17 protein-coding genes are annotated in these 16003 nt (G+C 39.8%); all 17 read left to right on the forward strand.

Annotated features, from left to right (window positions below; all coding sequences use genetic code 11):
- The first annotated feature begins 193 nt into the window (after nt 1-193).
- Entirely contained in the window at nt 194-1672 is a 1479-nt protein-coding gene (gene spoIVA, locus B7E05_RS11640) for a stage IV sporulation protein A (protein WP_080874363.1), read from the forward strand.
- A 413-nt stretch (nt 1673-2085) separates the two neighbouring features.
- Entirely contained in the window at nt 2086-2358 is a 273-nt protein-coding gene (locus tag B7E05_RS11645) for an HU family DNA-binding protein (protein WP_080874364.1), read from the forward strand.
- A 209-nt stretch (nt 2359-2567) separates the two neighbouring features.
- The gene (mtrB, locus tag B7E05_RS11650) at nt 2568-2792 is read left to right on the forward strand and encodes a trp RNA-binding attenuation protein MtrB (protein WP_080874365.1); all 225 of its coding nucleotides are present in this window, start codon (nt 2568-2570) and stop codon (nt 2790-2792) included.
- A gap of 289 nt (nt 2793-3081) precedes the next feature.
- Nucleotides 3082-3852 carry a heptaprenyl diphosphate synthase component 1 gene (locus tag B7E05_RS11655; RefSeq protein WP_425435096.1) on the forward strand — a complete coding sequence of 257 codons (771 nt, stop codon included), beginning with the start codon at nt 3082-3084 and terminating at the stop codon, nt 3850-3852.
- A gap of 18 nt (nt 3853-3870) precedes the next feature.
- Nucleotides 3871-4578, forward strand: a complete 708-nt coding sequence (gene menG / locus B7E05_RS11660; protein ID WP_080874367.1) for a demethylmenaquinone methyltransferase — start codon at nt 3871-3873, stop codon at nt 4576-4578.
- Nucleotides 4579-4616: 38 nt separating this feature from the next.
- Nucleotides 4617-5588, forward strand: coding sequence for a heptaprenyl diphosphate synthase component II (gene hepT, locus B7E05_RS11665; protein ID WP_080874368.1), 972 nt, complete (start codon nt 4617-4619; stop codon nt 5586-5588).
- Nucleotides 5589-5675: 87 nt separating this feature from the next.
- Complete coding sequence (ndk, locus tag B7E05_RS11670; RefSeq protein WP_080874369.1) at nt 5676-6122, forward strand: nucleoside-diphosphate kinase; 447 nt, start codon at nt 5676-5678, stop codon at nt 6120-6122.
- Between the two features lie 68 nt (nt 6123-6190).
- A complete protein-coding gene (locus B7E05_RS11675; RefSeq protein ID WP_080874370.1) occupies nt 6191-6964 on the forward strand; it encodes a CheR family methyltransferase in 774 nt (257 codons plus the stop codon).
- 189 nt (nt 6965-7153) lie between these two features.
- On the forward strand, nt 7154-8323 hold the full coding sequence (aroC, locus tag B7E05_RS11680) for a chorismate synthase (protein WP_080874371.1): 1170 nt from the start codon (nt 7154-7156) through the stop codon (nt 8321-8323).
- Nucleotides 8324-9400 carry a 3-dehydroquinate synthase gene (gene aroB / locus B7E05_RS11685; protein WP_080874372.1) on the forward strand — a complete coding sequence of 359 codons (1077 nt, stop codon included), beginning with the start codon at nt 8324-8326 and terminating at the stop codon, nt 9398-9400. It abuts the gene before it with no gap.
- Complete coding sequence (gene aroH / locus B7E05_RS11690; RefSeq protein ID WP_080874373.1) at nt 9397-9771, forward strand: chorismate mutase; 375 nt, start codon at nt 9397-9399, stop codon at nt 9769-9771. The genes aroB and aroH overlap by 4 nt, the downstream gene beginning before the upstream one ends.
- A 3-nt stretch (nt 9772-9774) precedes the next feature.
- Nucleotides 9775-10878: a histidinol-phosphate transaminase gene (gene hisC, locus B7E05_RS11695; RefSeq protein WP_080874374.1), complete on the forward strand. Its 1104-nt coding sequence runs from the start codon at nt 9775-9777 to the stop codon at nt 10876-10878.
- 4 nt (nt 10879-10882) lie between these two features.
- Nucleotides 10883-11986, forward strand: coding sequence for a prephenate dehydrogenase (locus B7E05_RS11700; RefSeq protein ID WP_080874375.1), 1104 nt, complete (start codon nt 10883-10885; stop codon nt 11984-11986).
- Nucleotides 11987-12005: 19 nt separating this feature from the next.
- Nucleotides 12006-13295, forward strand: coding sequence for a 3-phosphoshikimate 1-carboxyvinyltransferase (gene aroA, locus B7E05_RS11705; protein WP_080874376.1), 1290 nt, complete (start codon nt 12006-12008; stop codon nt 13293-13295).
- Nucleotides 13296-13426: 131 nt separating this feature from the next.
- Complete coding sequence (locus tag B7E05_RS11710; protein WP_080874377.1) at nt 13427-14686, forward strand: tetratricopeptide repeat protein; 1260 nt, start codon at nt 13427-13429, stop codon at nt 14684-14686.
- A gap of 37 nt (nt 14687-14723) precedes the next feature.
- Nucleotides 14724-15272 (forward strand): ReoY family proteolytic degradation factor, encoded by a 549-nt coding sequence (locus B7E05_RS11715; RefSeq protein ID WP_080874378.1) that lies wholly within the window; start codon nt 14724-14726, stop codon nt 15270-15272.
- 249 nt (nt 15273-15521) lie between these two features.
- Complete coding sequence (locus B7E05_RS11720) at nt 15522-15980, forward strand: DUF2487 family protein (RefSeq protein WP_080874379.1); 459 nt, start codon at nt 15522-15524, stop codon at nt 15978-15980.
- Nucleotides 15981-16003 lie beyond the last annotated feature (23 nt).

Genomic DNA, 16003 nt, shown 5'->3' on the forward strand with positions numbered 1-16003 from the left:
TTTTTTAATGCATGTAAACAAAACAGAATAATTCAATTTATGCTGCATACACATGAAATATAAGGTTTGTTTTATCTGATACAGATAAAATATGTGAAACCAGTCATAATCCATTAGGACAACGTCATAGACTGATAGTGTCCAATTATTACGGGTGATGTATATCAAAGTACGGAGATCGGGAGGGGATCTTTTGGAAAAAACAGATATTTTTAAGGATATATCGAAACGTACAAATGGCGACATATATCTTGGAATCGTCGGAGCAGTCCGTACAGGAAAGTCCACCTTTATTAAGAAATTCATGGAGTTAGTTGTACTTCCTAATATTGAAAGTGAAAGTGAAAAAGCAAGAGCACACGATGAATTACCACAAAGTGCTGCTGGAAAAACCATTATGACGACAGAACCAAAGTTTGTTCCGAACCAAGCTGTTCAAGTCAATGTCGAAGATGGATTAGATGTAAACGTCCGCCTCGTTGACTGTGTCGGATATGCTGTAGAAGGTGCGAAAGGGTTTGAAGACGAAAATGGGCCACGTATGATTCATACACCATGGTATGAGGACCCAATCCCATTTCACGATGCAGCAGAAATTGGAACGCGGAAAGTCATTCAGGAACACTCAACCATCGGCGTTGTCGTAACTACAGACGGTTCTATCGGGGAAATCGATAGAGAAGATTATGTGGAAGCAGAGACAAGGGTGATTGAAGAGTTAAAAGAAGTTGGTAAACCTTTTATTATGGTGATTAATTCAACAGAACCGCAGAGTCAAAGAACTTCCATGCTTCGGGAAGAATTGATTCAGGAACACGATATTCCAGTGTTAGCCATGAGCGTAGAAACAATGACGGAACATGATGTTTATAGTGTATTGCGCGAAGCATTATTTGAATTCCCGGTACTTGAAGTAAATGTGAACCTGCCCAGCTGGGTGATGGTATTAAAAGAAAATCACTGGCTTCGTCAGAATTACCAGGAAGCCATTCAAGATACAGTGAAGGATATCAAACGTTTGCGTGATGTGGACCATATTGTTGGTTATTTCAGGGATTACGAATATATTGATGGGGCTAACCTAGCCGGTATGGAAATGGGAGAAGGCATTGCTGAAATTGATTTACATGCTCCCGACCAATTATATGATCATGTTCTAAAAGAAATTGTCGGAGAAGAAATTCGCGGTAAAGACCATTTACTAGAATTGATGCAAGACTTTGCCTATGCAAAACGGGAATACGATCAGGTTTCCGGGGCATTGCAAATGGTAAAACAAACTGGTTATGGTATTGCTGCACCAAGTTTAGAAGATATGCAGCTGGATGAACCGGAAATCATCCGGCAGGGCTCCAGATTTGGTGTTCGATTAAAAGCGGTTGCACCGTCTATTCATATGATTCGGGTCGAAGTGGAATCGGAATTTTCCCCGATTATCGGAACCGAAAAACAAAGTGAAGAGCTGGTCCGTTACCTGATGCAGGATTTTGAAGAAGATCCGCTATCGATTTGGGAATCTGATATTTTTGGCAGGTCGCTCAGTTCGATTGTCAGAGAAGGTATTCAGGGTAAAATCTCTTTAATGCCGGAAAATGCAAGATATAAATTAAAAGATACGCTGGAGAGAATTATTAACGAAGGATCAGGCGGTTTAATCGCTATTATATTATAAAAGAATACATCCTGGATAAGCAGCTAAAAAATAGCTGTTTATTTTTTTGTCTGCATTCCCTGATACCTCATTTTTGATAGCTTTCAAGCAAAAATAAGACAAATGACAGGTTTTCTAAGAAAATATTTTTCTAGAACGGCAAAAAAAACCGGTAAACACCGTATAGATTTATGGAAAGGTGACAATGCTTGTTCCATAAGAGTTTAGCCTGCTTCGCTTCAGAAAAAGGAAATTTCATGTAAAATCTCAATAAATTCTAGAGAAATCGATAGTTTTTGTTGAATTTTATTTAAAACTCGTTTATTATAAGCCTTGTCATCACATATTAGGGTGACTTTGATGAAAAAGACCATGGATAGACAGACGGTGTCCGTCTATTTGTCTAAAGAACATCCTGGGAGGAGGTGAATGTCATGAATAAAACAGATTTAGTAAATGCTGTGGCTGAAAAAAGCGATCTTTCTAAAAAGGATGCAACAAAAGCTGTAGATGCAGTATTTGATGCAGTCATGGATTCACTTAAAGACGGTGAAAAAGTACAACTAATCGGTTTTGGTAACTTTGAAGTACGTGAACGTTCTGCACGTAAAGGACGCAATCCGCAAACAGGAGAAGAAATCGAAATTCCTGCAAGCAAAGTTCCTGCTTTCAAACCAGGTAAAGCTCTTAAGGATAGTGTAAAATAATCTTTTACATATCCGAACCGGAGTGTACAAAAGGGAGGGGCACGTTCATAAACGTGTCCCTTTCCTTGTTTTTGAACAACCTTTTAAAGGAATTGGTCTCAATAACAGCTAATTTATCCAACACAAATATAACGGAGTGCAGACACCTCTCAATGAATCGTGTGTTACTTAAAAACAATCAAATAGTTACAATTAAGGAGGACGAACGGATGGACGGTCAAAACACAACAGCAGATTATTTTGTTATCAAAGCGTTAGAAGACGGGGTTCATGTTATCGGGTTAACTCGTGGCAGCGATACAAAATTCCATCATTCGGAAAAACTGGATCAAGGGGAAATTATGATTGCGCAATTCACAGAGCATACTTCTGCTATTAAAGTCCGCGGGAAAGCACTTATCCAGACAAGTCACGGTGAAATAAAAAATGAATAAGCAGAATTTCCTTCAGCCGGATGCAACTCATTAGGAGACTAACGGCGATTCACCCTGCCGAAAAAGAATGAACACTGCGATTACTTAACCCTCTACAGCCCGTCGCAGCGGGAACTATAAAACATAATTATCATTCATTCATCCAACCTGGATTTTGATGAAAAGCCTGAAATAAGGGGTTTTATTTTTTACACACGTGCGATAATAGAATAATTTCTTTCATTTTTATAACGTGTAAAATGTGCTATAATAGCTAAAGCGAAGAAAGGCTGAAAGGATTCAGGTGATAGTGTTGACTACATTTATTAGAACAGATAGAGGTTATAGAAAAATACTGGAAAATAAATTGTATGATTCATACATTCATAAGCATATACATTATCCAGTTATCGATGAGGAAAAATGGAATTTATTACTTTTTCTTGTTGAACAACATAAATCATTGACTCCCTTGCAGCGTGAAAAGTATATTATTTCAACGATGCTTGTTCAAATTGCCTTGGATACGCATGATTTTGTTTCCATTAAACAAAGAGCCGATACGGAAAATGAAATGATTAAAAAACAACTTCAGGTTCTTTCAGGGGACTACTACAGCGGATTATATTATTTATTATTGGCAGAAGCAGGCGAGATTCCGTTTATTCAGACACTCGCAAATGCCATCCGTGAAATAAATGAGTTGAAAGTGACTTTATATTATGAAGAGCAATTACCACTTGAAACATGGTTACAGATAAAAATGAAATTAAATGCATCATTACTTGTACATGTGGCGACATATCTGTATGGTGCTGAATTAGAATCCATTATCCAAAACTGGCTAATGTACCGTCGTTTAGACACGGAAGAGGCTGATTATGGCTATTCTTTGTTGCGTACAGAATGGGAAGCACATCATAACAAAGCAACTTCTATGCCTCTGATTGATGGTAAATTGATCCGGGATTATGGAAAAGCTGTCTATCATGCTATTTCCCAGTTATCCGAATCTAATTTGTTTATGAAACAGTTCATTTATTCTCAGGAAAAGAATGAACTGAGAACGTCAAGACTTTAAAAGGAAGTGTAATGCATAATGGGTTATTCATCAAAAGAAGAACGTGTCCATCACGTTTTTGAGAATATATATAAAAACTACGACGCGATGAATTCTGTGATTTCGTTTAAACAGCATATATTATGGCGTGAAGATGTCATGAAACGGATGCATGTATCACCGGGAGACAGCGCATTAGATGTATGCTGCGGTACGGGAGACTGGTCCATTTCTTTAGCAAAAGCCGTCGGTCCGGATGGGAAAGTAATCGGTCTGGATTTCAGCGAAAATATGCTGTCTATCGCGAAAGAAAAAGGAAATCGGGAACAGTTGGATGCAATCGAATGGATGCATGGCAATGCAATGGAGCTTCCTTTTGAAGACAATCAATTTGATTACGTAACCATCGGATTCGGTTTACGGAATGTACCGGATTATATGGCCGTTTTAAAAGAAATGTACCGGGTAGTAAAACCGGGAGGGCAGGTTGTTTGTCTCGAGACATCACAGCCTACTTTGATAGGCTATCGACAACTTTATTATTTTTATTTCCAATTTATCATGCCATTACTTGGGAAAATATTTGCCAAGAGTTATCAGGAATATTCCTGGCTGCAGGAATCTGCAAAAGATTTCCCGGGCAAAGACCAATTGAAACAAATGTTTTTTGATGCAGGCTTCAAGTTTGTTGATGTCAAAACGTATGCCGGCGGTGGTGCTGCCATGCACATGGGGCATAAATCTTAAATGAAGAATGAATTTACTAGTAAAATAAGGTGACGTACATGAGACTACCAAAGATTTATGGTTTTTTAACAAAAGATATGGACGCTATTGAAAAAACTTTACAGCAGAGTATTCAGGCTGAACATCCCATACTTCGAGACGCTTCAACAGCACTTTTGAAAGCAGGGGGAAAACGAATTCGTCCTGTTTTTGTTTTGCTTTCATGTCAATTAGGGAATTATGATTCCCAAAAAATACAAAAAGTGGCTGTCACGTTGGAACTGATTCATATGGCAACGCTTGTTCATGACGACGTGATTGATGAGGCAGAACTCCGTCGCGGAAAACCGACAACCGCTTCCCAATATGGAAACCGGATTGCGATGTATACAGGAGATTTCATTCTTGCAAGGGCTCTGGAAGAAATTACAAAGATAGAAGATCCAAGAATACATACATTATTATCAAAAACACTTGTGGAGGTATCCATTGGCGAAATTGAACAAATCCAATTTAAATATCAATGGAACCAAAACTTGCGTGATTATCTTCGCCGGATAAAAAGGAAGACAGCATTATTAATTGCTTGCAGTTGTAAACTGGGTGCGCTGGTTGGTGGATTAAGTAATCAGGATGCCAATAAATTATATCGTTATGGGTACAACGTTGGCATGTCTTATCAAATTATTGACGATATTCTTGATTTCACTTCTACGGAAAAAGAACTAGGGAAGCCGGCAGGAAATGATTTATTACAAGGGAATATTACACTTCCTGTTCTTTATGCAATGGAGGATAAAGAATTAAGAAAACAATTGACGACATTGATTACCAGTAACCAGGATATTAATAAAAGCACCATGCAGAAACTGGTTGCCTGTTTAAAAAATACAGATGCTATCAAACGAAGCTATGCCGTCAGTGACCTTTATTTACAAAAGGCATTAAAGTCTTTAGATGGGCTGGAACCATCCAGAGCAAAGAAAAGTTTACAGGATATTGCTGCATTTATTGGAAAAAGACGCTCCTAATCTAATTAAGATATTGTTATTTGACTGATAATTTGTTACTATTTTAGAGGTTATATTTTTTAATTACATAGAGATAGGGTGATTTGAATGGAAAAAACTTTTTTAATGGTTAAACCGGATGGTGTTCAACGTAACTTAATCGGAGATATTGTTGCTCGCTTTGAACAAAAAGGGTTTAAATTAGCCGGAGCTAAGTTAATGACAGTATCTGCCGATTTGGCTGAACAACATTATGCAGAACATAAGGAACGCCCATTTTTTGGCGAACTGGTTGACTTCATTACTTCCGGACCGGTATTCGCAATGGTTTGGGAAGGAGATAATGTGATTGCTTCCGCTCGTACAATCATGGGAAAAACAAACCCATCTGAGGCACTTCCGGGTACAATTCGCGGAGATTACGGCATGAATGTCGGCAAAAATATTATTCATGGTTCAGATTCTCCGGAAAGCGCTTCAAGAGAAATCAATCTGTTTTTTAATGAAGAAGAGCTGAACGATTACAATAAGCAAGACGAAACTTGGATTTATTAAAGGAAAGCGTTGTGGAAACCTCCGTTAAACATACGGAGGTTTTTATGTACGAGCAGGGAGGGTAATGGATGAAAGATGATTATGATTTAATGAAACAGAAAGTACATCAATCACTTCAATTAAATCTGAGTTTATATAAAGAAGCGCAAATGAAAAGACGGATCACGACGTTAAGGGATAAGCACGGTTTTAAAAGCTATGTTGATTATTTTACGGCTTGTCAGAAAGATGCTGCGTTTCTGGAGGAATTCACAGAAAAATTAACCATTAATGTTTCTGAGTTTTACCGGAATCCCAATCGCTGGGACGTTCTGCAGAAGAAAATTATTCCGGAATTAATCAAAAACAAAAGAAAACTGACGATTTGGAGTGCTGCCTGTTCTACAGGAGAAGAACCATACAGTTTGGCAATGATGCTGGAAGAACACTTTCCGGATTTAAACTATCAGATTCGTGCTACAGATTTTGATCAGGCTGTGTTAAATGCAGCCAAACAAGGGAACTATCAGGAACGTGCTTTAAAAGAACTGCCTGCTGCTTTAAAGAAAAAATATTTCACGTCAAACGGTACGATATTTCAGGTGGATCCATCTTTAAGAAAGCATATCCGTTTTGAACGGCATAATTTATTAGAAGACCGTTATCCGAAAGAAGTGGATTTGATTGTCTGCCGGAATGTGTTAATCTATTTTACAGAAGAAGCTAAAAAAAATATATTCCGTCACTTTCAGCAATCCTTAGTAACGGGCGGCTGCTTGTTTGTCGGCAGTACCGAGCAGATATTTAACGCTGGAGAATACGGTTTTTATCTGGAAGACAGCTTTTTTTACCGGAAACAATAATTAACACTACCCGAAATACAGGAAGATATGATATAGTAATTAGAAAACTTTCAACTATTTAAATGAGTGAAGTATATTCGATATTATCTAAAAAATATGACACGTTCGTTTTTACGAAATTATTTGGAAGATAACAGCGATTATAAAAATCTCTTTTTCATAGTTTATAAAGGTAAAGGAGAATGTATAGTGCGTTATTTAACAGCTGGAGAATCACATGGAAAACAATTAACGACAATTATCGAAGGACTGCCTTCCCAGATGGAATTAAAAGCGGAAGATATCAATAAGAGCCTGCGCAGAAGACAAGGCGGGCATGGCAGAGGAAAGAGAATGCAAATTGAAAAGGATACCGTAGATATTACCAGTGGTGTGCGTCACGGGTATACGCTCGGATCTCCTGTTTCACTTGTGATACATAATGATGATTTTAAGCATTGGACAGACATCATGGGTGCAGATCCTATGGACGAAGAGGCGAAAATGCGGAGAGTTGTTACAAAACCACGTCCGGGACATGCCGATTTAAATGGCGGTTTGAAATACGGGCACCGCGATATGCGGAATGTTTTAGAACGTTCCTCAGCAAGAGAAACAGCGGCAAGGGTTGCTGCAGGTGCAGTAGCAAAATCGCTATTAGAACAATTAGGCATTCGTGTCACCGGATATGTTAAAGAAATTGGCGGTATCCGCGCAGAAGAAAAGCCCGATTTATCAGCAAAAGAACGTGCGGAGGTTTCCGAGAATTCTCCGGTTATGGTATTAGATTCCAATGTGGAACAGCCAATGGTGGAAGCGATAGACGAAGCAAAAAAAGTGGGCGATTCGATTGGCGGTGTCTGCGAAGTTTATGTAGAAGGATTGCCGGCCGGAATTGGTTCCTATGTACATTATGATAGAAAGCTGGACAGTAAACTTGCAGCAAGTGTAGTCAGCATTAATGCATTTAAAGGGGTGGAATTCGGTATCGGCTTTGAAGCAGCCCGCCTAAATGGCAGTGAAGTCCATGACGAAATTACCTGGAATGAAGCAGATGGATATCATCGCACCACGAACCGTCTGGGCGGTTTAGAAGGCGGCATGAGTACTGGTATGCCTATTATTGTACGTGGTGTGATGAAGCCTATCCCGACGCTGATGAAACGACCATTGCAAAGTGTGGATATTGAAACAAAAGAACCTTTTAAAGCGACCGTTGAAAGATCGGATGCCTGTGCAGTTCCAGCTGCCTCTGTCGTGATGGAACATATCGTTGCTTTTGAAGTAGCGAAAGCTGTCACAGAACAGTTTTCAAGCGACCGTTTTTCACAGCTGAAACAGGCTATAGATGCATATAGAGAAGAAATCAGGTGCTTCTAAATGAAACAATTAACCATCCAGTCAATCCAGCGTCATTATCCGATTGTGATGGAATCCGGTCTGCGATTTCGCTTAAAGAAGTGGTTGCACGAGGATTACAGCTCCATTTTCATCATAACGGATGATAAAATAGCTGATAAATATTTGCAAGATGTGACAAACAGCCTGCAAGATAAAGCTATCTATACATCGGTTGTTCCATCTGGAGAAGCCTCCAAAAATATAGAAGTGTACTACAAATTACAGTCCAAAGCTATTGAAAGCGGACTGGACCGCAAATCACTCATTATTGCCTTAGGCGGCGGGGTAATAGGTGATTTGGCAGGATTTGTCGCTGCTACTTTTATGCGCGGAATTGACTACGTGCAAATGCCGACGACAATCTTGGCTCATGACAGCAGTGTCGGTGGCAAAGTAGCTATTAATCATGCATCCGGAAAGAACTTAATCGGCTGCTTTTACCCGCCGGCAGCTGTTTTATATGATACGGAAACTTTAACATCTTTACCTTATCGTGAAGTTCGCAGCGGCTATGCAGAAATTTTAAAAGAAGGGCTTATTGCTGATCGTTCATTAGCAGAAGCATTATTGCCGCTTTCTTTAAAACAAATTTCGCCGGAGCAGCTGGAAAATCACTTAGAAGCAGGTATAAAGGTGAAAGCAGATATCGTAGAAGCAGATGAGAAAGAATCCGGCATTCGTAAACATCTGAATTTCGGTCACACATTGGGCCATGCTTTTGAAGCTACGCTCGGATATGGAAAAGTAACACATGGAGAAGCTGTCGCAAACGGGATGTTATTTGCCCTTCATGTGAGTGAGCATGTAAACGGACAGCTGCTTCCGTTTCAGGAGTTCTATCATTGGATGACAATGAATGAATACCCGATTATCGACATAGAAGAAGCACATATAGATCAACTCATTAAAAGCATGAAGTCGGATAAAAAATCCGTTTCCGGCCATATTCAGATGGTTTTACTCCATAAAATTGGTGAGCCGACTGTCGAAAACTTAGATGATTCCTCTGTGGAGGCTTATATCAAAACATATATAGAGAGGATGAACAAGCTGTGACAAGAGGCGTACGAGGAGCTACAACAGTAGAAAATAATACAGCAGACGAAATCATTGAGCATACAAGAACATTGGTGCTGGAGATGGCAGAAAACAATCAGATTCAGCCGGAAGATGTATCCCATGCCTTTATTTCCGTAACCAAGGAAATTGATGCAGCGTTTCCTGCAAAAGCTGTGCGGGAAATTGACGGATGGAAATACGTGCCCGTTATGTGTATGCAGGAGATTGATGTTCCCGGCAGTCTGCCGAATTGCATCCGGGTTATGATGGTAGTAAATACGGAAACAGCACAAAAAGAAGTTGTGCATACATTTCAGAGAGAGGCCGTAAAACTCCGTCCGGATCTTGTAGAAAGAAAGGATGGCTAAGCAATGAGAAGTAAAGAGGTTTTAAAACAACTCAGTCCATATAAACAAGGGAAGCAGACAAAAGACATTCAAGACGAATTTGGACTTGATTATATTGTTAAACTGGCGTCGAATGAGAATCCCTATGGCTTTTCCGATAAGGTAAAGAATGTATTTCAGGCAAATGAACCTGCCTTTCATATTTACCCCGACGGCTATACGGCAGAACTCCGTTATTTGATCAGTGAAAAATTAAATGTCCGTCCGGAATCACTGATTTTCGGAAGCGGATCTGAAGAGATTATCCAGATGCTCTGCCGGTCTTATTTGACTGCAGAGGATCAGGTTATTATGGCAACACCTACGTTTCCACAGTATAAGCATTATTCGTTAATAGAAGGTGCAGAGATTATTGAACACCCAGTAAATGCGGATGGCAGTCATCCGCTGGATAAGATGCTTGCTTCTGTACAGGAAAATACAAAAATCATCTGGATTTGTACGCCGAATAATCCAACTGGAACGTCCCTTTCCAAAGAAGAATTGGAGAGCTTTTTAAATGATTGTCCTTCTGACGTTCTGGTTGTTTTAGATGAAGCGTACGTTGAATTTTTGGATCCTGAAAAAGATCCCGATGCGCTGGGACTGTTAGATAAATATACAAACCTAATTGTGTTACGTACATTTTCAAAAGCTTACGGTCTGGCAGGTCTCCGAATTGGTTACGGCATCGCAGACCCGATAATTGTCGAAACGCTGGATAAGGTACGCGGTCCATTTAATACAACATCAGTCACTCAACAGGCAGCTGTTACTGCCTTTTCAGATCAGGATTTTATCCGGCATACGTATCAGGAAAATAAAAAAGTATTAACGCAATTTCAGGCTTTTTTAACTTCCATTGGCTGGGACTACTATGAATCAGAAGCGAATTTTCTGCTTGTGAAAACACCTGGAAGCGGAACAGATGTATTTGATTATTTAATCAGGCGCGGATTTATCGTCCGTCCGGGAGAATTATTAGGAATCCCCAATACGATTCGTGTCACCATTGGAAAAGAAGAAGATATGAAAGTGTTGGAGAACGTTTTAAAAGAATACCAAGAAAAATTAAATCAGGTAAGGTGAACGTATGGAGAAGCAACAGGTTTTAATAGCCGGACTCGGTCTGATTGGCGGGTCCATCGCAAAAGCGATAAGAAAAGAATCCGAACATGGCATCACCGGTTTTGATGTCAATGAAAATACATTGCAATTTGCGTTAAATCACGGAATTATCGATCAAGCTTTTACAAATTTTGAAGAAGCGGCATTACAGGCAGATATTATTATTATATCTGCCCCAATTTCAGAAACGATTCAACTGGTTACAAGACTGGATGATATTCCTTTTACCAAGGACGTTATTGTTTCGGATACAGCATCTGTCAAAGGTTCTGTCCTTATGGCTGCAAATCAGTTAACCAATAAAGCTGTTCATTTTATTGGCGGTCATCCGATGGCCGGTTCGCACAAAAAAGGCATTGAAGCGGCGAAAGAGCATTTATTTGAAAATGCCATTTATGTTCTGTCTCCGCTGGATCATGCATCTGAGGAAAATGTCCATACACTGCAGGACGTTTTATCCGCAACCAAGAGTAATTTTGTCGTGCTAAATCCTGATGAGCATGATGAGATGACCGGTGTTATCTCCCATTTTCCACATCTGATTGCATCCTCGCTTGTTCACCAGGCGAGAAAATGGGAGAAAAAACACGCTTTCCTTCCCAACCTGGCTGCTGGCGGATTTCGTGACATTACGCGCATTGCTTCCAGTAATCCAGTGATGTGGCAGGATATTTTTTACCATAATCAGTCTAAAATGTCAGCTATGCTGGAGGACTGGATTACAGAGATGGAACAGTTGAAAAAACGGATTGAAGAGAACGAAAAAGAAGAAGTCATCACGTATTTAAATAGTGCCAAAAATTATCGGGATGGATTAAACGAAGGGGAGCGCGGAGCAATCCCTGCATTTTATGATGTTGTTGTTGATATCGCTGACCAGCCGGGGGCTATAGCGGAGGTCGCACTCATTTTGGCAAACGCATCATTGAGTATTAAAAATATTGAAATCCTTGAAGTTCGTGAAGGCATTACAGGTGCATTACGTCTAAGTTTTTATTCAAAAGAAGCCCAAGATGCCGGTCAGAAGATATTAAAACAACGCGGATTTGAAACGATGATTCCATCGTAATGACAGGGAGGCGAATAGCGTGTCACATGTTCAATTTGAATATACTTCACCCAGATTAGAAGGCGAGGTAATGGTCCCCGGTGATAAATCCATCTCCCATCGTTCGATTATTTTCGGGAGTATTTCACACGGAACGACAAAAGTAACGAATTTTCTTGATGGAGAGGATTGTCTCCGAACCATTGCTGCATTTCGTAAAATGGGTGTGCGGATTGAAAAAGAGGGAAGTACGGTACTTGTTCATGGTAATGGGTTAGAAGGTCTGAAAAAACCTGGTGAAGCAATTGATTTTGGTAATTCAGGAACAACAACCCGGTTAATGCTCGGGCTCTTATCCGGACTTCCATTTGAAACAACCATTTTTGGGGATGCTTCTCTTACGAAGCGCCCGATGAATCGAGTAGTTGACCCATTAAGAAAAATGGGAGCTTCGATTTACGGAGAAGCAGACGGAAATTTCCTCCCGATTACCATTCACGGGGGCGCATTGCAAGGAATCACCTACCGGCTTCCGGTGAAAAGCGCTCAAGTAAAATCAGCCGTTTTATTAGCAGGTTTGCTTGCAGAAGGAGAAACAGTTGTTCAGGAAGAAACAGAAACAAGAAATCACACCGAAGTGATGCTTCAAGCATTCGGGGCAGATTTAAAACAAACGGAAAAAGGCATTGCTGTAACGAGCAAAGGGAATTTGACCGCTTGTGATGTGGAAGTTCCCGGTGATATTTCTTCAGCTGCATTCTTTTTAATTGCCGGGGCCCTTGTACCTGGAAGTAAAGTTACTTTAAAAAATGTCGGTTTAAACCATTCCAGGACTGGAGTGCTGGATGTGTTAAAACAAATGGGAGCTAGCATTACAGTTGCTAATGAACGGACAACAGGCGGGGAAAAAATTGGTGATTTAACCATTCAGTATACCGCTCTTAAAGGAACAACGATAGAAGGAAATGTCATTCCACGTCTTATAGATGAAATTCCAATACTCGCTTTATTAGCCACTCAGGCAGATGGAAAAACGGTCATTAAAGATGCGGAAGAATTAAAAGTAAAAGAAACGGATCGTATCGAAGCCGTTTGTAAAAATTTGCAAGCACTTGGTGCGGATGTTACCGCCACCGAAGACGGTATGGTTATCAACGGGCCCAGCCGATTAACCGGCGGCACCATTTCTTCCTATATGGACCACCGTATTGCCATGATGGGTGCTATCGCGGCGCTTATAACAGAAGCTCCAGTGAAAATGGATGAAAAAGACAGTATTAACATTTCTTATCCGACATTTTTCGATGATCTGGAAGCTATCTTGCAGTAAATCATGATTGCTCTATATCGATGAAATATCCACTTATATTCTGGCTACAGTTCTTGTCATTTGAACTGTAGCTGTCTTTTTTGTATGATAAATTGGAAGCAAAAGAAACACAAAAGAGAGGGGTTCTTTAAATGAACACCATTCAACAAGCAATCGAATTAGCTGAAAAAAATGAAACAGAGAAAGCATTAGCGTTATTAAAAGACTATCAAAAAAATGCGGATGATGATTCCTTGTTTCAAATAGCCGAACTATACCTGCAATGGGGTTTTCTAGTCGAGTCAAGAACGATTCTTGAACAATTGATTGAAAAATATCCTGAAGAAACCTCGTTAAAGCTCACATTATCGGATATATTTATTGAATCTGAAGAAGACGAGCTGGCGATTACGATATTAAATGAAATTCCGGAAGAGGACGAGGGCTATGTGCAAGCATTAATCCAGCTGGCTGATTTATATCAGGCACAAGGGCTGTTTGAAGTTTCCGAGCAAAAATTGATGGAAGCAAAACAAATTGACCCGCAGGAAAGTGTGATTGACTTTGCACTTGGAGAACTGTTCTTTTCTATTGGCGAGTACATGAAAGCTATTAACTATTATGAACATGTGTATGCAAAAACAAAAGAAGTAGCAAATATATCTATTGACGACCGGCTTGGCGAAGCATATGCAGCTGCCGGTGATTATGAGAAAGCCCTGACGTTTTATAAAGAAGAGGAAGACCCGGATCCTGAAAAATTATTTAAATACGGGATTACGGCACATCAGGCTGACCGTGATGATATTGCAATGAAAGCATGGGAGCACGCACTGGAAATTGACCAGGATTATTATGCCGCTTATACGCAGCTTGCGGATGTCTATAAAGAGCAGGGAATGCTGGAAGATGCCTATAAGATAACCCAGCAGGGGCTGGAAAGGAACTCCTATCAAAAAGAACTCTACTTCCTTGCCGGAGAAATTGCACACCAATTAGGAAGAGAGGCAGAAAGCGAAGAGCATGTCAGAGAAGCAATTGCTTTAGAGCCAGATTATAAAGAAGCTGTTTTGTTTTTAATTGAACTGCTTAAAGCAAGAGAAGCATTTGATGAGATTGTTGACGTTATTCAAAGCATTAAAAACACTGGTGCAGAGGATCCGCTCTATGATTGGGAATTGGCCAAAGCCAATGTTGAAATAGAATCGTTTGATGATGCATTAAACAGCTATCAGGAAGCATATACTAGTTTACAACATGACAGTGACTTTTTAAAAGAGTATGGCTATTTCTTGACGGAAGAAGGGAGAGTGCAAGAAGCCATTCCGGTCCTGAAAGCATATCTCGAACAGCAGCCGATTGATGAGGATGTGCGTGAGCATGTAGAACGCTTAGAGCAAGATTTACTGTAATAGCGGATTATCAAGCTTTTAGAGAGGGGAGAGTGGCATGCTATCATCTGTAACTGCAAAAGATAAGAAGAAGTTCATCCAGTGGTTTTTAAACCATTATCGCTTAAAAAAAAGAGAAAGTGTATGGATACTTAATTATTTAGTGAACCATATGGATATTCTGGAACATGTACATTTTGTCAGAGATGTGAAGTACTGCCCCAGGGGCGTCATGATTTCAAGCCGGTGTTCGGACAAAATACCATTCCGTTTTTATAAGAATCATTTGGTAACGACGGATGCGGAGAAAACATTTCATGATATCCGTTTAAATAAGCAGGAAGCATTATTTATCCAGCTGAATTTCTACCAGGCAAATCAAAGCGCCTATTACGCTGCTGTTTTAGAAGAAAATCCATTTTTACCGGATGATTATTATCTGACCAAAGATGATAAGCAGACAACCGCTGAATTATTGGATCAACTCATTGTAAAGCAACAGCAGGAACAATTGCGGGAAAAGATTGATAACGCCCTGGATACCGGAAATCAAAAAGAGTTTATAGAGTTAACGAAAGAGTTGGATAAACTGCTGAATAAAACCTAAAATGAACTATTTTAATCAAATGATGCTGCAGCAACCTGTATTTTTTACGGGTTGTTTTTTTATGGCAGAAAATAATAGAACGGTTTACTTGCCAATCACAATTGATAGATAAACAGTCCTGCCCAGCTCCGAACGCCAACAACTGGGAGCTTTTCACTTTTGTTCTCTATGACTGCGATTCCATTTGGTTCTTTCAGCAATGTAAAAAAATTGGTACAATATAGGCAAGCATTTAAAGGAGGAATTTGAATGAAATGGACAAGTGTTGATTTACAGAAATACGAACAAGCAAAGGAGTACGTGGATACGGTTGTTGTCCCATTAGCCCCATTTCAAATTGGTGCATTGGACGCTTCTGCAAAACAGGCTGATCAGTATGACGTTTTAATGCTTCTTTCCAGAGAGTTGGAGAAAGAATTAATGGGGAGAGTCATGCTCACGCCAATGTATACATATATCACGTCGGCTGAAAAATCCGAAGAAGCAGAAAGATTGAATACATGGACTGCTCATTTTAAAGAACAACCATTTGAACATGTGTTGTATATCAGTTTTGACCCTGCTTGGCGAAAAGTAGCTAGTCAATTAGAAGGAGAATTTATTTGGCTTCCTTCTATCCCTTTAAAAGATGCGGATCCAGCTGCAGTAAAGAGCATGGTAAGAGACCAAACGATGCAGACAGCCGAATTGATGAAGTCTTTTTGGTAAATGTATGACAAAATTATCAAAAC

Origin of the sequence: Oceanobacillus timonensis (assembly GCF_900166635.1) — a bacterium.
GTDB classification, from domain to species: Bacteria; Bacillota; Bacilli; order Bacillales; family Amphibacillaceae; genus Oceanobacillus; species Oceanobacillus timonensis.